The sequence below is a fragment of the Deinococcus maricopensis DSM 21211 genome (genome assembly GCF_000186385.1).
GTDB lineage: Bacteria > Deinococcota > Deinococci > Deinococcales > Deinococcaceae > Deinococcus_B > Deinococcus_B maricopensis.
In genome coordinates this window covers 120,454-138,648 of sequence record NC_014958.1, presented here as the reverse complement: position 1 = coordinate 138,648, position 18,195 = coordinate 120,454, and the positions used below count along the sequence as shown (strand labels likewise).

15 protein-coding genes are annotated in these 18,195 nt (G+C 70.4%); 7 read left to right on the top strand and 8 right to left on the bottom strand.

Going from position 1 to position 18,195, the window contains the following annotated elements:
- Positions 1-44: 44 nt before the first annotated feature.
- The 4 genes from DEIMA_RS00630 to DEIMA_RS00615 form a co-directional block, all read right to left on the bottom strand.
- The gene (locus DEIMA_RS00630) at positions 45-1,292 is read right to left on the bottom strand and encodes a tetracycline resistance MFS efflux pump (RefSeq protein ID WP_013555292.1); all 1,248 of its coding nucleotides are present in this window, start codon (positions 1,290-1,292) and stop codon (positions 45-47) included.
- 87 nt (positions 1,293-1,379) lie between these two features.
- Entirely contained in the window at positions 1,380-2,258 is an 879-nt protein-coding gene (locus DEIMA_RS00625; protein WP_013555291.1) for a helix-turn-helix domain-containing protein, read from the bottom strand.
- Between the two features lie 527 nt (positions 2,259-2,785).
- Entirely contained in the window at positions 2,786-4,609 is a 1,824-nt protein-coding gene (locus DEIMA_RS16585) for a diguanylate cyclase (protein WP_013555290.1), read from the bottom strand.
- 155 nt (positions 4,610-4,764) lie between these two features.
- Entirely contained in the window at positions 4,765-5,661 is an 897-nt protein-coding gene (locus DEIMA_RS00615; RefSeq protein WP_013555289.1) for a LysR family transcriptional regulator, read from the bottom strand.
- Between the two features lie 129 nt (positions 5,662-5,790).
- On the opposite strand from DEIMA_RS00615, the gene DEIMA_RS00610 reads away from it, so the two are divergent.
- The 3 genes from DEIMA_RS00610 to DEIMA_RS00600 all read left to right on the top strand — a co-directional run bounded on the left by DEIMA_RS00610 (position 5,791) and on the right by DEIMA_RS00600 (position 8,532).
- Positions 5,791-6,663 carry a sulfurtransferase gene (locus DEIMA_RS00610; RefSeq protein WP_013555288.1) on the top strand — a complete coding sequence of 291 codons (873 nt, stop codon included), beginning with the start codon at positions 5,791-5,793 and terminating at the stop codon, positions 6,661-6,663.
- A gap of 17 nt (positions 6,664-6,680) precedes the next feature.
- The gene (locus DEIMA_RS00605; protein WP_013555287.1) at positions 6,681-7,109 is read left to right on the top strand and encodes a hypothetical protein; all 429 of its coding nucleotides are present in this window, start codon (positions 6,681-6,683) and stop codon (positions 7,107-7,109) included.
- Between the two features lie 124 nt (positions 7,110-7,233).
- On the top strand, positions 7,234-8,532 hold the full coding sequence (locus tag DEIMA_RS00600) for an alpha/beta hydrolase family protein (protein WP_013555286.1): 1,299 nt from the start codon (positions 7,234-7,236) through the stop codon (positions 8,530-8,532).
- Positions 8,533-8,583: 51 nt separating this feature from the next.
- Here DEIMA_RS00600 and DEIMA_RS00595 read toward each other — a convergent pair whose 3' ends face one another.
- Positions 8,584-10,356 (bottom strand): thiamine pyrophosphate-requiring protein, encoded by a 1,773-nt coding sequence (locus DEIMA_RS00595; protein ID WP_013555285.1) that lies wholly within the window; start codon positions 10,354-10,356, stop codon positions 8,584-8,586.
- 248 nt (positions 10,357-10,604) lie between these two features.
- On the opposite strand from DEIMA_RS00595, the gene DEIMA_RS16580 reads away from it, so the two are divergent.
- The gene (locus tag DEIMA_RS16580) at positions 10,605-12,212 is read left to right on the top strand and encodes an ATP-binding protein (protein WP_013555284.1); all 1,608 of its coding nucleotides are present in this window, start codon (positions 10,605-10,607) and stop codon (positions 12,210-12,212) included.
- Between the two features lie 36 nt (positions 12,213-12,248).
- Here DEIMA_RS16580 and DEIMA_RS00585 read toward each other — a convergent pair whose 3' ends face one another.
- Positions 12,249-12,689, bottom strand: a complete 441-nt coding sequence (locus DEIMA_RS00585; protein ID WP_013555283.1) for a hypothetical protein — start codon at positions 12,687-12,689, stop codon at positions 12,249-12,251.
- 260 nt (positions 12,690-12,949) lie between these two features.
- On the opposite strand from DEIMA_RS00585, the gene DEIMA_RS00580 reads away from it, so the two are divergent.
- Positions 12,950-13,990, top strand: coding sequence for a CobW family GTP-binding protein (locus DEIMA_RS00580; protein ID WP_013555282.1), 1,041 nt, complete (start codon positions 12,950-12,952; stop codon positions 13,988-13,990).
- Between the two features lie 18 nt (positions 13,991-14,008).
- Here the strand turns inward: DEIMA_RS00580 and DEIMA_RS00575 are convergent, their stop codons facing one another.
- A complete protein-coding gene (locus DEIMA_RS00575; RefSeq protein WP_148234850.1) occupies positions 14,009-14,911 on the bottom strand; it encodes an RluA family pseudouridine synthase in 903 nt (300 codons plus the stop codon).
- 59 nt (positions 14,912-14,970) lie between these two features.
- On the opposite strand from DEIMA_RS00575, the gene DEIMA_RS16575 reads away from it, so the two are divergent.
- Positions 14,971-15,453, top strand: coding sequence for a response regulator (locus DEIMA_RS16575; protein ID WP_013555280.1), 483 nt, complete (start codon positions 14,971-14,973; stop codon positions 15,451-15,453).
- A 111-nt stretch (positions 15,454-15,564) separates the two neighbouring features.
- A complete protein-coding gene (locus tag DEIMA_RS00565) occupies positions 15,565-17,835 on the top strand; it encodes a putative bifunctional diguanylate cyclase/phosphodiesterase (RefSeq protein WP_013555279.1) in 2,271 nt (756 codons plus the stop codon).
- A gap of 47 nt (positions 17,836-17,882) precedes the next feature.
- On the opposite strand, the gene DEIMA_RS00560 is transcribed toward DEIMA_RS00565, so the two are convergent.
- A complete protein-coding gene (locus DEIMA_RS00560; protein WP_013555278.1) occupies positions 17,883-18,167 on the bottom strand; it encodes a hypothetical protein in 285 nt (94 codons plus the stop codon).
- Positions 18,168-18,195: the final 28 nt, after the last annotated feature.

The following is an 18,195-nucleotide window of genomic DNA, read 5'->3' as shown; positions in this document are numbered from 1 at the left end:
AGCAGGCCGGAGCGTTCGCCCCGGCCTGCTGCGCCGCCTGGTCTTCAGCTGGTCGCTTCTGGGTGCAGTTCCCCGCCGGGCGTGCGGGTGCCGGTCAGGACGGCGAGTGCCAGCGCGACCACCACGGCGCCCGCGGCGAACGTGGGGGTGCCGCCCAGGCGGGAGTACATCGCGCCGCCCGCCAGCGGTCCCGCCACGTTCGCGAGCGACTGCACGCCCTGCGCGCCGCCCTGCACGCGTCCCTGCGCCTCCTCGGAAGCGGAGGCCGAGAGCAGCGAGGCCAGCGTGGCGTTGAAGATGCCCTCGCCGGAGGCGAACAGGATCACGCCGGCGTACAGCAGGGCCGCCTGCCCGGTCACCGCGACGAGCGCCAGCAGGGCCATGCCGATGACGCCCATGGTGAGGCCGAGCTGCGATACGCGGCGGTCCCCGAAGCGGTTCAGCAAGATGGGCAGCAGCATGCCCTGCGCCACGATGTCGCACACGCCGACCACCATGAAGACGGTGCTGACTTCTCCGGGCCCCCAGTGGAGGGTGTCGCGGGCCATGAGGGACAGCGCCACCTGCATCAGCGAGAACGGCAGGATGAACAGCACGCTGACCGTCACGAGGCGGCGCACGGCGGGCAGTTCGAGGGCGCCGCGGAGTTGCTTGAGGGGGTTGAGGTGCGCTGCGTCGAAGTGACGGGTGCGGCGCTCGGAGCTGAGGCTTTCCGGCAGGATGAAGTACCCCCACAGGAGGTTCAGGACGCACACGATCGCGGCGGCGTAGAAAGGCGCATTCAGGCCGAGGTGCGACAGGAGCCCGCCGATGGCCGGGCCGATGATGAAGCCCGCGCCGACGGTCGCGCCAATCTGCCCGAACACCTTCCCGCGGTCCTCTTCCGGGGTGGTGTCGGCCACGTACCCGAACAGGGCGCTGAGGCCGCCGGCGGTGAGGCCGTCAATGCCGCGTCCGAGGAACAGCATGGCGAGGCTGCCGCCAATGCCGAAGATCACGTAGCCGATGGCGGAGCCGAGCAGCGAAATCATCAGGACGGGCCGGCGCCCGTACGCGTCACTGAGCGCGCCCAGCACCGGCGACGAGAAGAACGTGAGGAGCGCGTAGATGGCGCCGAGCCAGCCGATCACGGTGGGTTGCAGGTGCACGTCGGGGACGTACTTGGCAACCACGAACGGCAGCACCGGGAACACAAGGGACATACCCATGGAGAAGAGGAAGGCGGTGGCCAGCAGAAACAGGATGGGGGGGCGCTTCGGCGCAGACGGGTTGCGTGCAGCAGGGTCAGTCATGCGCACAGCCTAGAGGGGCAGGCCGGGAGAACGATTGAACAAAAGCGACAGCCGCCCTGCGGGGCCGGGCGGCGCGTGAGGGTGGGGTCAGTCGGGCAATTCGGGCAGCAGCGTGCGGGGGTCGTACTGCAGGGCGTCCAGCCAGTCGCCTTGGTGCCGCTGCTCGCTGAGGCGCGCGAACGTGCCGGGCGTCAGGCCGCCCAGCGCGCGGAATTCACGGGTCAGGTGCGCCTGATCGGAGAAGCCCAGGTCGTACGCGAGGGTGGCCAGTGGCGTTTGTGGGTCGATGGTGATCAGGTTGTGCGCCGTTTCGAACCGGATGAGGCGCGCCAGGGTCTTCGCGCCGATGCCGACTTCCTGCACGAACTGCCGTTCGAGCGTGCGCGGGCTCACGTCGAGTTCTTCGGCGAGGTCCGCCATGCGCCGCTGCCCGCCGCTGTGGTAGAGCTGCACGGCCGCCCGCACGCCCGTGCCGACCGTCCACTCCCGCCCCGCTCGGCCCGCGGCCTGCCGACCAGAGGCGAGCGCCAGCAGCCAGTCATCCAGCAGACCCAGCGCCGTCTCATCGTCGTGGGCGGTCAGGGCCGCGCGGATGGCGTGGGCGGCGCGCGCCGCGCGGTCGCCCGCGTCCCCGGCCAGCAGGTCCAGTGCAGCGTCCGGGTACGTCCACCCGAACAGCTGCCGGGCCGCCCACGGGTACAGTTCAGCGCGGATGGCCCGCACTGGCCCCTCCGAGTAGAAATGCGCGGGCGTCGTGACGAGACCTTCCAGCGTCGCCTGCGGCATGAGCGTCAGCGCGCCACTGACGCCGATCGTCCACGAGCGTCCGGCGTAGAAGGTCAGGTGCGCCAGCTGTTCCGGCAGGAAGACGTGCTGCTCAGCCTGCGGGTGGTCCTCGTCCATCAGCCAGTAGACCTGCACCAGTGACCTCAACGCGGGTGAGGGCAGGGTCAGGCGGCGGGCCATGCCCTCACTGTGGCAGATTAGCGGCGGACGCGCATCCGCTGTCCACTCCGGCGGGCATGTCGCTTTTCTTCAAGACAACGCTACGCGGAGGTCACGGCGGCGCGGGTGATCGTCCGGGCCGTGGAGGTTCAGCGCACGCAGGGGGACGCGCCCTATTGACTCCACGCCCCGTTCGGCTGGCCTGCGCGGCCGGGGACGCAGCACGTTCACGGGCCGCGCCCCACCTCTGCGAGCACGTTGAGGAAGCGGCAGGCCGTCCTCGGCTTTTCTGCGGGTGCCGCTTGACGCGCTGATGTGGCACCCGTTCGCGCGGGGACGCACGCAGGTGGGTGGGCCCGTCCGCAACGGGCATGGGTTGAACTTCGGGGGTTGCCGGCGCGGCGGCTGCGAGGGCCACGAGCGCGTGCAGAGCGGTTTGGGCCGACTTCATCGTGCTCGTTCGGGCGCTGGCCCTGCCCGGCGAGCAACGCTCTCTGGTCGCTTGACCGTCCACTCAAGCGACTGACCTTCGGCCTGCGGCGCCGTTCTTAGCGCCCGGCGGCCATGACGCGGTTTCGTCCGGCCTGTTTCGCCTCGTACAGGGCGCTGTCCGCGAGGCGGAGCAGTTCGGCACTGTCGCGCGCGTGTTCCGGGAAGCCGCTCACGCCGACGGAGATGCTGATGCCGCCGAGTGCGCGTCCCTGCAGGGTGGGGCGGAGTTCGGCGGTGGCAGCGCGGAGCGCTTCGGCGCGGTTCAGGCCGTCCTGGAAGGACGCGTCCGTGAGGAGCACCGCGAATTCCTCCCCGCCGTATCGGCAGACGATGTCCTCGCGGCGGAAGTGGCGGGTCATCAGCTGGGCGAGGGCCACCAGGACGGCGTCGCCTGCTTCGTGGCCGAAGGTGTCGTTGAAGCGTTTGAAGTGGTCGACGTCGAGCATGAGGATGCTCAGGGACCGTCGGTGTCGTTCGGCGCGGCGCACTTCCCGCTCGAAGGTTTCGTCGAGGTACCGGCGGTTGAACAGGCCGGTGAGGGGGTCGCGGATGCTCTGGTTGCGGAGGGTTTCGCGGAGGCGCAGGTTCGACAGGCCGAGCGCGACCTGGCTGGCGATGGCGAGGGCGCGTTCGCGCAGGTCGTGGCGGGCGCGTTCGTCGTGGGGGAGCGCGCCGAGGCGCAGCATGCCGAGCGCTTCGCCGTGCGCGACCAGCGGGATGCACAGGTGCCCTCCGGGGGCGTCGTGCTGCCCGCAGGGCGGGGTGACGCGGCGTTGGTCCGGGTCGTACGCCTGGCCGCTGCGGATCGCCCAGCATTCGCTGGGTTCCATGAGCGGGTCGGTGGGCGTTTCGCCGTCCGGTTCGGGTGGCCAGCGCACCTGCGGCTCCAGCAGGTTCCGGGAGGCGTTCATGATGGTGACGACGCCCTGCACGTTCGGGAACAGTTGCGGGAGGGTACTGCGGAGGACCATGAAGCCCTCCTGCAGCGTGAAGCACGTCTGGAGCTGCTCGGCGAGTTCGTTCGTGGCGAGGACCTCGGCGTTGCGGGCCTGCAACGCGGTGTTCTGCCGCGTGAGGCGTTCGTGCGAGGCTTCGAGCTTCCCGGCCATGGTGTTGAAGCTCTCGGCGAGGCGCGCCGCTTCGGTGAGGTGGAACCCGCCGACGGGCAGAGCGTGTTCGGTGGCGGCGAGGTGCTCGGCGGCTTCGGCCAGCCGCCCGAATTTCACGCTGAGGTTCCGCGCGACGAAGATGCTGGACGTCACCGACGCGATCAGGGCGCCCAGCACGCCGAACAGCGTCACGAGCTGGTTCAGCAGGCGCGCCTGCGCCGCCTGCTGTTGCAGGCCGTCGAGTTCGCGCAGTTCGCTCGCTTCGAACAGCGCGATGTCCGCGCGGACGCTGTCGATGAGCTGCTTGCCGCGCCCGCTGCTTTCGCGCGCCACGACCCGTTCCGGGTGCGTGGGGCGCCACTGAATTTCGTAGTTGGCGATCTCCACGAACCAGGTGTTCACGGTCTGCTCGATGTGGTCGAGGGTGCGGATGTTCGGGATCATGTCCACGTCGTTGATACGCCGCTGCGTGTCCCGGAGCGCGTCAATCTGGGATTTGAAGTTGCCGCGCGCAGCGTTGTACGGCTCCAGGAAGCGGCTTTCCCCGGTGACGGCGTAGCCGCGAATGCCGGTTTCGAGGTCGACGACGGTCTTGATGATTTCGCGCGCCTGGTTGAGTTCGCTCTGCGTCTGGTTGGCGAGGCGCGTCGCTTCGTTGTTGCGGGCGGTGCTCCACAGTTCCAGCGCGCCGAACGTGAGCAGCACGGTCCACAGGAGCGCCTGATGCCGCAGCAGGTACGCGCGGATCGTCAGCTGTTGTGGGGCGGGCATAGGTGCACTTCAGTGTAGGGGGTGCGCGCCGGCACTGTTCCGGGTGGGCGTTACGGCGCGTGAGGCGTTTGTACGCCCTGCGTTCATGAAGCGGACGGCGCGGCCTGAGGGTCACCGGGGTTCGGGGGGTGTGCTGGGGGCGCTCGGGCCCGTGGTCAGGGGCGCGTGGGGCGGCGGGCGCGCAACACCAGGTCCAGGAGGCGGCGGGATTCGGCGCGCTCGAGCACGTCGCTGGGCGTGACGACCACGTACTCCACGGTGACGTTCGGCGCTTCGATCAGCACGGGCGTGACGTGCCCGGCGTCGATTTCCAGCCGCGCGACGCTGGGCGGCAGGATCGTCACGCCCAGGCCACGCACGAGCGCCTCGCGGACGGCGGCGAGGCTGCCCAGTTCGAACTGCACCTCGGGGATGACGGTGGCGTCGTTCAGGAGGCGTTCGGCGTGGCGGGCGACGGTCGAGCCGACCATCGGCCACAGGAACGGTTCCGGCGCGATGGGCAGGAGCGGCGTGGCGCCCAGCGCGGCGAGGGGGTGGGCGTCCGGGACGAGCAGGCTCAGCTCCTCGCTGCGGAAGCGGTGCGCGTCCAGGCCGGGCGGGAGGGGCGCGGCTGGGCGCACGATCAGGGCGGCGTCGAGCGTGCCGGTTGCCACGTCGTCCGCGAGGGCGGCGGAGTGGCCGCTCGTGACGCGCACCGCCTGCCCGTCTGCGTGGGCGCCTGCCACGATGTTCACGGCGTGCGCGCCCAGCGTCCATGACAGGCCCAGCCGCAGCGGGCGCGCGCGGTTCCGGCGGGCGCGCAGGTGCTCTGCGGCGCCGGTCAGGGTGGACGCGATGACGCGCGCGTACCCGAGCAGGTCCCGTCCGGCGTCCGTGAGCGTGATGCCGTACGCCGTGCGGGTGTACAGGCGTTCGCCGACGAGGTCCTGCAGGGCCTTCAGCTGGCCGCTGACGGCGGGCTGGCTGAGGCGGAGCGCTTCGGCGGCGCGGCTGATGTTGCCGTATTCGGCGACCACGCTGAACGTCACCAGGTACTCCGGGTTCAGGCGCATGCGCGCAGCATAGCGGCCCGCCGCAGTTATCGGGAATTCCGATAACTTCCCGGCAGTGCGCCTGCTTGAGGGTCCACGGCCCCCCGCGTAGCCTGAGGGCGTCAGGGTGACCTGACGCCCGAGGCCCCCATGAGCAGACCCACCCCCTACGCGAAAGACGTGCTGGTCGACACCGACTGGCTCGCCGCGCACCACGCCGACCCGGACGTGCGCGTACTGGAGGCCAGCGAGGACCTGACGCTGTACGCGAGCGGCCACGTTCCCGGCGCCGCTCGCCTCGACAGTCGCCGTGACCTGTGGGACCCCACCATCCGGGATTTCCTGACGCCCGAGGCGTTCGCGGCGCTGATGGGCCGCCTGGGCGTCACGCTGGACACCACGGTCGTGCTGTACGGCGACAAGAGCAACTGGTGGGCCACGTACGCGTTCTGGTTCCTGCGGTACCACGGGCACGCGCGCGTAAAGCTCGTGAACGGCGGGCGGCAGAAGCTCGCCGCGGACGGGTTCGACTTCACGGCGGACGTGCCGCTCATCACGCCCACCACGTACCCGGTCGGCGCGCGTGACGAACGCCTGCGCGCGTACCGCGAGCAAGTGAAGGCGCACATCGAGACGGTCCGTGCGGGCCAGGGCGCGCTGGTGGATGTCCGCAGCCCGGACGAGTTCAGCGGCAAGGTCACGCACATGCCGGACTACCCGCAGGAGGGCGTGCTGCGCGGCGGCCACATCCCCGGCGCCACGAACCTGCCGTGGGCGATGGCCGTGCAGCACGACGGCACCTTCAGGACCGCCGAACAGCTCCGCCGTCTGTACGGGCAGGCGGGCGTCACGCCGGAACGCGCCGTCATGACGTACTGCCGCATTGCGGAGCGCAGCAGCCACACCTGGTTCGTGCTGAGCGAGCTGCTCGGCTACCCGCAGGTCCGCAACTACGACGGCAGCTGGACCGAATGGGGCAACAGTGTCGGCGTCCCCATCGAAAAAACCCACCTCGACACGTAATGCACAGGAGTTTACCCATGACCCACGCCGCCACCCCCACCCTGACGCTGAAGCAGGTCCGCAGCCGGAAGCGCCGCACGCCCCGGTTCAGCCTGGACGGTATCTTCTCCGGTTTCTTCATGTACTTCGGGGTGTCCGGCACCGAGAAGCCCCGCCAGGAGTACCTGCGCAGCCGTTTCGCCAGTGATTACTACGGGTACGAGGTGAACCTGCGCCTGACAGGGGCGTCGGGCCTGACGGGGCCGGGGCCGTTCGTGCTGGAGCCGGTGGGCCTGACGGAAACGCCGAGTGACCTGAACGGCCAGGGGTGGACGCTGCAGCCGTCGCGGGGCGCGCCGGGCACGTACGACGCGGTCGGGTACGTCACACTGCTCGGGCAGGAGCAGTGGCAGCGCCTCAGCGAAATGCGTGACCTTCAGGTGCGGGTTGTCCCGCAGGGCCGCTGAGTGGGGGAAGCTCCGCGCCGTTGCCGTCAGCCTGAACGCGGCACCTGTGAAATCACAGGTGCCGCTGAGGTGGTACGCCCCTGACATTCGCCCGGTACGGTGCCGCGCGGAGGTACGACACCCTATGCGCCTATTCCTGACGATGGCCCTCGCAGCCAGTACGCTGCTGTGCAGCGTGAACGCCCAGACCAACCGCATCGACGCCATCCGCCCCGACGCCCCCACCCTCGCGCCCTACGGCACCGCGCCCGTCGGCGTCCGCACCCTCAAGTTCGTGCACGCCGGCCAGGTGGACGTCGTGAACACCAAAGCGGGCGAAGCGAACCGCACGTACGACCGTCCCCTCACCGTGGAGGTGTGGTACCCCGCGCAACTGGGCACCACAGCCGGCACCGCGCAGTACGTGACCGTCACCCGCGACGGCAAGACCGCCACCACCCTCACCGGCCGCGCCGCGCGCGACGCCGCCCCGGACACGCGCAGCGGCCCGTACCCGCTGGTGATCGTTTCGCACGGCTACCCGGGCAACCGGTTTCTGCTGAGCCCACTCGCGGAGAACCTCGCCAGCAAAGGGTACGTGGTCGCCGCCATCGACCACACCGACAGCACCTACAGCGATCAGGCCGCGTTCGCCAGCACCCTGCTGAACCGCCCCCTCGACCAGCTGTTCGTCCTGAACGAACTGAGCCGCGTGAACAGCGAGCCGGGCACCCTGCAGGGCCTCATGGACGTGAACCGCACTGCCCTCATCGGGTACTCCATGGGCGGGTACGGCGTCATGAACACCATTGGGGCGGGCTTCACGGCCGCGAGCGTCACCGCGCAGATCGCCCCGCCGAACGGCCTGCTCGCGCAGCGGCAGGCCGGAAACGCCGCGTACACGAGCAGCATGGACCCGCGCATCAAGGCGGCCATTGCTATCGCTCCGTGGGGCTGGAACGCCGGATTCTGGAGTGCCGACACCCTCAAGGGCGTGCGCACGCCCGTGCTGTTCATGGCGGGCAGCGTCGACGACGTGTCCGGGTACCAGCCGGGCATCCGGAACCTCTTCGAGGGCGCCGTGAACGCCGACCGGTACCTGCTGACCTTCGAGAACGCCAACCACAACGCCGCCGCGCCCATGCCCGCCCCGGCGGAAGTGTGGCGGACGGGCGCGCCGTTCGCGCACTACGCGGACCCCGTGTGGGACAGCGTCCGCATGAACAACATCGCGCAGCACTTCGCCACGGCGTTCCTCGGGCGGTACCTGCGCGGCGACGCGAGCATGGACAAGTACCTGAACCTCGTCGAGTACGCGCGCGACGGACGCTTCTCGGTCGGGACGGACGGCACGCCCAAGGCGGACCACACGTACTGGCAGGGGTTCGAGAACCGCACCGCCGCCGGGCTGCGCTTCGAGCACCTCCCCCCGCAAAAGCCGTAACCGGCACGAGCAGGCGGGACCGGGGGTGCCCCCGGTCCCGCCTGCTCGTGGTCAGAGCGTGTACCCCTGCTGGCGCAGTTGCCGCTTCACCTCGGCCGCGTCCGGGTCGTCCGCCAGCGCTGCCTGCAGGTGCTGCCGCTGCTGGGCCGTGAGGGTCGGCGGGAGCGTCGGCACGTGCGCGCTCACGACCGCCTCCAGTACCACGGGACGGTCCGCGCCGAACGCCACCTCCAGGGCGTCCTCCAGGTGACCCGCGTCGTCCACGCGCACGCCCTGCAGGCCCAGCAGTTCCGCGTACCGCGCGAACGGCACGTCGGGGAGGTCCTGACTGGCGGGGAACTTCGGGTGGCCTTCCATCGCCCGCTGCTCCCACGTCACGTAATTCAGGTCCCGGTTGTTCAGAACGACCACGACCAGCCGTGGGTCCGCCCAGGCGCGCCACTGCTGCGCCACCGCGATCAGGCCGGCGTTGCCGCTCATCTGCATGGCGCCGTCCCCGGCGAGCGCGATGACCGGACGGTCCGGGAAGTTCAGTTTCGCGGCGAGCGCGTACGGCACCGCCGACCCCATGGTGGCGAGCGTGCCGGACAGCGACGCCATCATGCCCTCGCGGAGGCGCAGGTGCCGACCGAGCCACACGGCGGACGTGCCGCTGTCCGCCGTGATGATGCTGCGCGGCGGCAGTCGCCGCGAGAGCGCGGACGCCACCCGCGCCGGGTTCAGCGGCGGGGCGTCCTGCTGCGCCGCGCGTTCCGCGTCCGCCCAGCTCTGCCGCGCGCGCGCCTCCAGGTCCTCACGCCACGCGCCGCGCGGTTTCGGGTGCAGCAGTGGCAGCAGCGCGCGGAGCGTTTCGGCGCTGTCGCCGATCAGGTTCACTTCCGTGGGGGTGCGCAGCCCCACGCGGCTCGCGGAACGGTCGATCTGCACGGTGCGCGCCTGACCCTCACGTGGGAGGTACTCGGTGTACGGGAAGCCCGTCCCGACCATCAGCAGCGTGTCACACGTCTGCAGCATGTGGTTGCTGGCTTCGGTGCCGAGCCACCCCACCGACCCCGTCACGAACGGCAGGTCATCGGGCAGCGCCGCCTTCCCGAGGAGCGCCTTCGCCACGCCGCCCTGCACGGCGTCCGCCGCCAGCGTCAACTCCGCGCCCGCGTGGAGCGCGCCCGCACCGGCCAGGATGGCGACGCGCGCGCCGGCGTTCAGGATGTCGGCTGCGCGGCGCAGGTCCTCGTCATGCGGGAGGCGCCGGGCAGGCGCGTACCCGACGCTGGAATGCTGGTAGCCGTGCTCGTGCGGCTGCTCGTTCTGGGCGGGCAGGTCCTGCACGTCGTGCGGGATGATGATGGCGGTGACCGTCCGCTCATCCAGGGCGATGCGGAAGGCGCGGTCCACGACGTGCGCCACCTGCGCGGGATGCGTGAGGTCCGCGAGGTACGCGCCCGCCACGTCCTTGAGCAGCGTCCGCAGGTCGATTTCCTGCTGGTACGCGCTGCCGAGCGCCGGCCGCGCCTGCTGCCCGATGATCGCCACGACCGGCTGGTGATCCAGCTTCGCGTCGTACAGGCCGTTCAGCAGGTGAATGGCGCCCGGGCCGGACGTGGCCGTGCAGACGCCCACCTCGCCGGTGAATTTCGCGTGCGCGCACGCCATGAGCGACGCGAGCTCCTCGTGGACGCTGTGCACGAACTCGGGCTGGTTCCCGGCGCGGTTGAGGGCGCCCAGCAGCCCGTTGATGCCGTCGCCGGAGTACCCGTAGAGGCGCCGGACGCCCCAGGCGCGCAGGCGTTCGAGCAGATGGTCGCTGACGTGCTGTTCCGGCATGGTGACCTCCTGGGGACGCCCGAAAGCGTGCACCCCGCTCATCTTGGACGCGGCCGGCGCCGTGAAGCGTGAGAGGGCGTGCACCTCGCGCAGAGCAACCGGCAATCAACGCCCCGCCCGCGGGCCCGGCAGCCGGGGCGCATGCCGGACGGGCCTGCGCCCCTACCAGCACGTCAACCGTGCACGAGACGTAAACCTCTGACCTCTAGCGGGCCTCCCGGATGTCCAGTAGGGTGGAGCGCGGTGTGATGCCCTCGACGCCCGACAACGCTCTGAATCTGATGCAGGAACTGCTGGGCGGTCTGCCTGACCCGTTCTTCACCGTGGACGCCCAGTGGCAGTTCACGTTCGTCAACGCCCTCGCTGCGGGTTTCGTGGGACGGCCCGGCGAGGAGGACGCCCTGCGCGGCCGTGGGCTGTGGACGGAATTCCCGGAGGCGACCGCCACCCCCCTGTTCGCGCTCGGCCAGCGCGTCATGACGTCCCGGCGTCCGGAAAGCACCGAGGTGCACTACGCGCCCGTGAACACCTGGATTGAGTTGCGGGCGTTTCCGTTTCAGGACGGCATTGCCGTGCATTACCGCGACATCACGGCGCGCAAGCAGGCGGAAGCGGCGCGTGCCCGCGCGGAGGTCCTCGCTACGCTGGGCACGGCCCTGCAGCGCGCCGAAACGCCCGAGAACGTCGCGGACCTCGCGCTCGCGCGCCTCGGGCCGGCCATCGGCGCGCGCGGCATGCTGGTCGTTCACCTCGACGGCAGCGCCCTGCACCGCCCGCACTGGTGGGGGGAGCCGCCCAGCGACGTCCGCCTCGTCATGGCCCAGCCGGCGGTGCAGCTCCGCGACCTGCCGATCCTCACGGACGTCGCGCGCCACGGGTCCGCCCAGTACGTGAACGAGGACGCCGCGCCTGGACTGCCGGCGTCCTCGGCGATGGCGTGCGGCGCCGAACCGATCCGTCAGCCGGACGGGACGCTCCTGGGGTTCGTGCTGGCGTGGGCGCCCGCCGGGCCGGACGTGTGGCCGGCGGGCACGCGCGACCTGCTGGCCCGCGCGGCCGGCACACTCGGGCTGGCGCTGGACCGCACGCGCACCCTCAGCGCCCTCCAGCAGAACGCCGTCGCCATGCAGCAGCAGAACGCCCTGCTGGAGGAGCGTTCGCAGGCGCTGCACGTGGCGAACGCGGAGCTGGACGCGTTCGCGCTGTCGGTGTCGCATGACCTGCGCACGCCCGTGCGGCACATGCTGGGGTTCCTGGGGTTGCTGCGCCGCGCGCTCGGCGACACCCTGAGCGGCAACGCGAAGGCCGAGCGGGCACTGGAGGTGGTGGAGGGCGCCGCCAACCGCATGAACGCGCTGATCGACGCGCTGCTGCACCTCGCGCGGACGTCGCGTCAGGCGCTTCACCTGGAGCGCGTGGACCTGCGCGCGCTGGTGGACGCGGTGCGGGCAGACCTGATGGCGGAAACGGCCGGGCGCGAGGTGACGTGGGTGGTGGGCGCCCTGCCGACCGTTCAGGCGGACGGGGAACTTATTCGGCAGGTGATGGTGAACCTGCTGTCGAACGCCGTGAAGTACACGCGTGGCACGCCGGACGCCCGGATTGAGGTGCGCGCGGAGGCGCGCGGGGCGGAGTGGGCGGTGACCGTGCGGGACAACGGCGCGGGGTTCGACCCGGCGTACGCGGATCGGTTGTTCGGCGTGTTCCAGCGGCTGCACCGGCAGGAGGAGTTCGAGGGGAGCGGTGTGGGCCTCGCGAACGTCCGCCGGATCGTGGAGCGGCACGGCGGGCACGTGTGGGCGCAGGGCGAGCCGGGCGTCGGGGCGACGTTCGGGTTCAGCCTGCCGCGCCGCTGACGCGCCCGCCGAGCTCCGGGCTGAGGTCCGTGAGGGTCAGCGGAGGTCTTCGGCGAGGTCCCGCAGGGTGTCGCGCAGCTGCCGCGGTGTGAGACGCGGCAGGCCGGGCAGGACCCGGACGGGGCCGACGACGAACACGTCCGCGCGCTCCTCGGGGTCGAGAACGCGCAGGGCGTGGTCGACGGCCAGAATGATTTGCGTGCGAGGCGGCAGGTGCGGGATCGCGGCGACCTGCAGGGTCCAGGCGGAATCGCGGAGGTACACGCCGGCGTACTGGACGTTCACGTCGAGGGTGTCGGGGTGGATGCGGATGTCGGCAACGTATTCGTCGGTGGAGATGACGATGAGCCGCGCGCCGTTCGGGTAGGCGTCGCAGGCGATGAGGGTCTGCCGGTGTCCCTCGTCGGGTCGGGCGCTGCCGCGCAGATCGAGCACGATGATCGGCGCGGGGGCGTCCTCTCGGAGCGAACTTGGCATACGCCAAGGTAACACGGGGGCCCTGGTCCGGCTCGGGCATTTTCGCGCACGCTGTCAGGGTGGCGGGGAGTGCGGGGGACCAACCACTCGACCCCAGGTGATAAAACGTTTTCAAGTATGAGTTTGGCTTCCAACTGTACGGATACCAGCCAAGGAAAGCTCTTGCGCCTTTTGCGGAGACAGTCGTGTTCCAGCAGGAGCCTGCACTATCGTATGCAGTCGGGCTTGTATCATTCTTGATAATCAATTATCGTTTCTTTATGTCCACGTCTGTGCCCATCACCGTCCTCTGCGGCTTCCTCGGCGCCGGGAAAACCACCCTCCTCAACCACCTCCTCACCCAGACCCACGGCCAGAAGATCGCCGTCATCGTCAACGAATTCGGCGCCGTCAACATCGACGCGAGTCTCATCGTCAGCACCGACGAACGCACCATCGAACTCAGCAACGGCTGCATCTGCTGCACCCTGCGCGGCGACCTCCTCACCGCCGTCGACGACCTCCTGCGCACCCGCGAACTCGACGGCATCCTCATCGAAAGCACCGGCATCGGCGAGCCACTCCCCATCGCGCAGACGTTCTGCCTCACGCCCGAAACCCTCGACCTCGACCCGGACCTCCCCGACCTCACCACCCGCGCGCACGTGGACGCCATGATCACCGTCGTCGACACCGCGCAGTTCTTCACGCTCTGGAACCGCCCAGACACCATTCCCGGCGACGACCTCGAACGCGGCTTCGGGCAGCTCCTCGCCGAACAGATCGAATTCGCGGACATCATCGTCCTGAACAAACTCGACCTCGCCACGCCCGACGACCTGCGGCAGCTGCGCGACCTGATCCGCCTCACCAACCCCCGCGCCCGCATTCTCGAAAGTACCCGCGGCGCCCTGCCCGCCACCGAACTCCTCAACGTTCACCTGTTCGACGCCGACGCCGCCATGGAACTCGACGCGTGGATGCAGGAACTCGAACGCGAGCACACCCCCGAGTCCGAAACGTACGGCCTCGGCACGCACGTCTACCGCGCCGACCGGCCGTTCGACCCGGAGCGCTTCTACGCCGCCCTCACCGCCGGCCTGCCCCGCAACGTCATCCGCAGCAAAGGCTGGATCAACCTCGGCGACGGCGCCGCCACCCTCTGGAACCACACCGGCCGTCAACTCGCGCTCGAACAGGCCGGCCAGTGGACCGACCCGGCGCAGGCCTACAGCGAACTCGTCTTCATCGGCACCGCCCTGGACGGCGCGCACCTCGACGCACTCCTCAACAGCGCCCTGCAGGGCGCGGCGCACGCCTGACGGGGTGCGCCGCCCCGCTCACTCGCCCGCGCAGCGCAGCGCCGGCGGCGCGGGCGCGTACACGTCCAGTGGCGCGCCCGTCACGGGGTGCGTGAACGCCAGCCGCTCCGCGTGCAGCAGGTACCCGCCGTCGCCGGGCAGGCCCGGGTTGTCCGCTTTCGGCTGACCGCCCGGCCCGTACAGCGGGTCGCCCACCAGCGGATGCCCGAGGAACGCCGTGTGAATGCGAATCTGGTGCGGCCGGCCGGTGAAGATGTCCACCTGCAGCAGCGTCGCGTCCTCCCGGCGCTCCAGCACGCACGCGACGCTGCGCGAAGCCTTGCCGGTGGCGCTCACGCCGTGCACCGTCCCGAGCCTGGGGTGCGGCACCGGCCCGATGGGCGCCTCGATGGTCACGCGGTCCTGCGCGAGCACGCCGCTCGCCAGCGCCCGGTACCGCTTCTCGACGTGGTGCATGCGCCACGCCTCGGACAGGCGGGACGCAGCCGCGTGCGTCCGCGCGAACAGCACCAGTCCGGACGTCGCGCGCCCCAGGCGGTGCAGCGGCGTCGCCTCGGGGTGCTGCGCGCGCACGAGGCTCAGCAGCGTGTTCTCCAGGAAGCCGCCACCATGCATGGTGGGCAGCCCGCTGGGCTTGATGACCGCGAGGAGCGCGTCGTCGAGGTACGCGATGTCGAAGGTGCGCGGCGTGGCCTCCTCATCCCAGGGGGGGCGGTTCCACACGAGCACCTGCCCGGCCTGGAGGATCTCATGGCCGTCGATGGGCGCGCCGTCGAGGGTGACTTCGCCACGCGCGACGCGTTCACGCCAGTCCTGCGCGGACGAGTGGCGGTATTTGCTGACCAGATACCAGAGTGAGCGTTGACCGTGGGCGCGCGGGCCGAGCTGCTCGCGGTAGGCGTAGCCTTCGTTCAGGGGCACGTGCACACAGTAGCTCGCCGGGACGGCCCACGCAGCGTGAACGTGTGGCACCATAGGGCATGCCTAACGAGGGACCGTACGCGCTGCTGGTCGAGGACCGCGCCGCCCCCCTCTGTGTGGAGGCGGCGTGGCACACCCTGACGCCCACCCTGAACCTGACTGTTCGCCGTGACGGTGCAGACGCGCTCGCCTTTGTGCTCGACGCCCTGCGCGCGCACCCGCCCACCCTGATTCTGCTGAGCCTCCCGCTGCCCGGCGTTGACGCGCTGGACGTCGTGGACGGCCTCAAGCGGCACCCGGTGGCGCGCATGATTCCCGTGGTGCTCCTCGCCGACGACGCGCCGCCCACGCTGGTCGCGGACGCGTACGCGCGGCAGGCGAACAGCCTGTGCCTGAAACCCGCCGACCCGGCCGCGCGCGCCGAGCTGCTGCGGGCGCTGCTGCAGTACTGGCTGCACGCCGCCTGCTACTGCCCCCTTCCGGCAAACATCGCACGGCGCGCGGCACGCGCTGCGGACGCCAGCCTGAGCCTCGCGCCCTGACGATCAGTGAACGCCGGTTCCTCGCGCGGCCCGGCGTGCGAGGATTGAGGCAAACGTAAGAAGCTTGTGACCGGACGGATGGTACGGTGGCACCGTCAAGGAGAGTTGTTGATGCCGGTCCCTCACCCTCATAACGAAGACCTCCGGCTGGCGGCGCTGCAGCAGTACCGCGTGCTCGACAGTGAGGCCGAGGCGACGTTCAACCGGCTCGCGACGCTCGCAGCGCGCGTCCTGGACGCGCCCATGGCGCTGGTGTCGTTGATCGACGCGGACCGGCAGTGGACGAAGGCGTGCATCGGCGTGGACCTGCGCGAGACGGCGCGGGACATCGCCTTTTGCGCGCACACGATTCTGAGTGGCGACGTGTTCGTCGTTCCGGACGCGACGCTCGATGAGCGCTTCATCCACAACCCGCTCGTGACCGGCGACCCGCACATCCGGTTCTATGCGGGCGCGCCGCTGCTCACGCCAGATGGCCTGGCCATCGGGAGCCTGTGCGTGCTCGACACGCGCGCGCGACATGACGTGAGCGCCGAGCAGCTGCTGACCCTGCAGGACCTCGCGGCGATGACCATGGAAGCGCTGGAGACGCGCCTGACCGTGGAGGCGCGCGCCGCAGCGGAATCGCAGCTGCACCTGATGGAGGCGGCGCTCGCGAACGCGACGGACGCCGTCCTGATCCTCAGCGCCGACGCGACCAGCGGCAGCGGCCTGCGGGTGGCGTACGTGAACGCGGCGTTCGAGCGGCAATCCGGGTACGCGGCCACAGACGTGGAGGGGCGTGACCCGGCGGTGCTGTGGCGCGCGCACCGCGAGACGACGGCGCGCCTGCGCGGCGCGCTGTCACGAGCCGCAGCGGACGTGCTGGACATGCAGTTCGATCACCGGAACGGCAACGTGTACTGGGCGGAGACGAGCGTATCGCCGCTGCGGGACGCGGGCGGGCAGGTGTCGCACCTGCTGCTCCTGAAGCGCGACAACACGGATCGCCGCCGAGAGGAGGAGCACCTGCGCACCACCGGCATGGAGCTCGCGCAGCGCGTGCTGGAACGGACGCGGGAGGTGCAGCACCTCACGGTGCAGCGTGAGCATGACGCGCTGCACGACACGCTCACGGGCCTGCCGAACTGGACGCTGTTCAACCTGCGGTTGCAGGCGATCCTGCGCAGCGCCGACCCGACGTTCGCGGTGCTGTACCTGGACTGCGACCGCTTCAAGGTCGTGAACGAGACGCTCGGGCACTCGGTCGGGGACGCGCTGCTCGTCGCGTTCGCGCGCCGCTTGGAGGCGCTGGTGCGCCCCACGGACACCATCGCGCGCCTCGGCGGGGACGAGTTCGTGGTGCTGCTCGAATCGCTCGATGAACCGGACATCGCGTCACTCGTGGCGGAACGGTTCGCGCGGGCGTTCACGGCGCCCTTCCAGGTGGGGCCGCACACGCTGTATTTCGGCGCGAGCATCGGGGTGGTGGTGGGCGGCGCACACTACCAGCATGCCGACGACGTGATGCGCGACGCGGACATCGCCATGTACAGCGCCAAACGCGCGGGCCGGGGCGCGTTCGTGACGTTCCACGAACAGATGCGCCCCAACACGAACACGCAACTGCTGCTGGAAGCGGAACTGCGCGCGGCGCTCGCGGCGGATCAGCTGACCGTGCATTTCCAGCCGATCGTGCACATCCCGACGTCGCGCGTGCATGGGTTCGAGGCGCTCGTGCGGTGGCCGCGCGGCGGCGGCATGATGAGCCCGGCGGAGTTCCTGCCCATCGCGGAGGAAACGGGCCTGATCGTGGACGTGGACCGCTGGGTGCTGCGCGAGGCGTGCCGGCACATGGCGGCGTGGCGCACGACGTTGCCGAACACGGACCAGTTGACGCTGAGCGTGAACCTCAGCTCGCAGCAGTTCACCCGCCCGGACCTCGTGGACGCAGTGCGCACGGCGCTGCACGCGTCGGGGTTCCCGGCGGAGCTGCTGAAGGTGGAGATCACCGAAGGGCTCGTGATGGAACGCTCGGACGTCGTGACGACGAACATCGCGGGCCTCAAGGCGCTCGGCGTCGGCCTGCACATCGACGATTTCGGCACGGGGTACAGTTCGCTCGGGTACCTGCAGCGGTTCGACGCGCAGGCCCTGAAGATCGACCGGTCCTTCATGGGCGGCGTGGAGGACCGCGCGGACAGCGCGGAACTGGTGCGGACCATCACGGCGATGGCGCACAACCTGGGCCTCAGCGTCGTCGCGGAAGGGGTGGAGACGCGCGCGCAGCTGGCGCTGCTGCGCAGCCTAGGCTGCGAGTACGCGCAGGGGTTCCTGCTATCCCGGCCCATTCCGGTGCAGGACGTGCCGGCGCTGCTGGAACGCGACACGCTGCTCACCTGAGCGGGGCCGCGGGACATGCCCGCGGCCCCCGCTGACGCAACTGAGCTTCAGTCGCCGGTGTACGTGAGCCGCGTGTACTCCTGACCCGGCACGACCTCCGGCAGGCCCGCCTCGACGCGGCGGTAGAGTTCCTGCAGGGCGGTGTGCACCATGGGACCTTCGCCGTACATCTCCTCGGCGTCGTGCGTGAGCACCAGTTCCAGGCCGCGCTTGCCGTTCTGGTCGCGTTGCATCACGCGGAACACCGTGTCGTTGTCAGGGCCTTCCCGGTACATCGAGACCTGCGTTCCCGCCGGGAAGCGCATGCGTTCAATCTGCTCTTGGAGGTCCATACGCCAGTGTTGCCCACCGCCGTGATGG

Bases quoted from the DNA above. Each gene is read 5' to 3' on its own strand.
- DEIMA_RS00560 (WP_013555278.1), bottom strand. From the start codon at position 18,167: ATGGACCTCCAAGAGCAGATTGAACGCATGCGCTTCCCGGCGGGAACG.
- DEIMA_RS16575 (WP_013555280.1), top strand. From the start codon at position 14,971: ATGCCTAACGAGGGACCGTACGCGCTGCTGGTCGAGGACCGCGCCGCC.
- DEIMA_RS16580 (WP_013555284.1), top strand. From the start codon at position 10,605: ATGCCCTCGACGCCCGACAACGCTCTGAATCTGATGCAGGAACTGCTG.
- DEIMA_RS00610 (WP_013555288.1), top strand. From the start codon at position 5,791: ATGAGCAGACCCACCCCCTACGCGAAAGACGTGCTGGTCGACACCGAC.
- DEIMA_RS00600 (WP_013555286.1), top strand. From the start codon at position 7,234: ATGCGCCTATTCCTGACGATGGCCCTCGCAGCCAGTACGCTGCTGTGC.
- DEIMA_RS00595 (WP_013555285.1), bottom strand. From the start codon at position 10,356: ATGCCGGAACAGCACGTCAGCGACCATCTGCTCGAACGCCTGCGCGCC.
- DEIMA_RS00625 (WP_013555291.1), bottom strand. From the start codon at position 2,258: ATGGCCCGCCGCCTGACCCTGCCCTCACCCGCGTTGAGGTCACTGGTG.
- DEIMA_RS00585 (WP_013555283.1), bottom strand. From the start codon at position 12,689: ATGCCAAGTTCGCTCCGAGAGGACGCCCCCGCGCCGATCATCGTGCTC.
- DEIMA_RS16585 (WP_013555290.1), bottom strand. From the start codon at position 4,609: ATGCCCGCCCCACAACAGCTGACGATCCGCGCGTACCTGCTGCGGCAT.
- DEIMA_RS00580 (WP_013555282.1), top strand. From the start codon at position 12,950: ATGTCCACGTCTGTGCCCATCACCGTCCTCTGCGGCTTCCTCGGCGCC.
- DEIMA_RS00605 (WP_013555287.1), top strand. From the start codon at position 6,681: ATGACCCACGCCGCCACCCCCACCCTGACGCTGAAGCAGGTCCGCAGC.
- DEIMA_RS00565 (WP_013555279.1), top strand. From the start codon at position 15,565: ATGCCGGTCCCTCACCCTCATAACGAAGACCTCCGGCTGGCGGCGCTG.
- DEIMA_RS00630 (WP_013555292.1), bottom strand. From the start codon at position 1,292: ATGACTGACCCTGCTGCACGCAACCCGTCTGCGCCGAAGCGCCCCCCC.
- DEIMA_RS00615 (WP_013555289.1), bottom strand. From the start codon at position 5,661: ATGCGCCTGAACCCGGAGTACCTGGTGACGTTCAGCGTGGTCGCCGAA.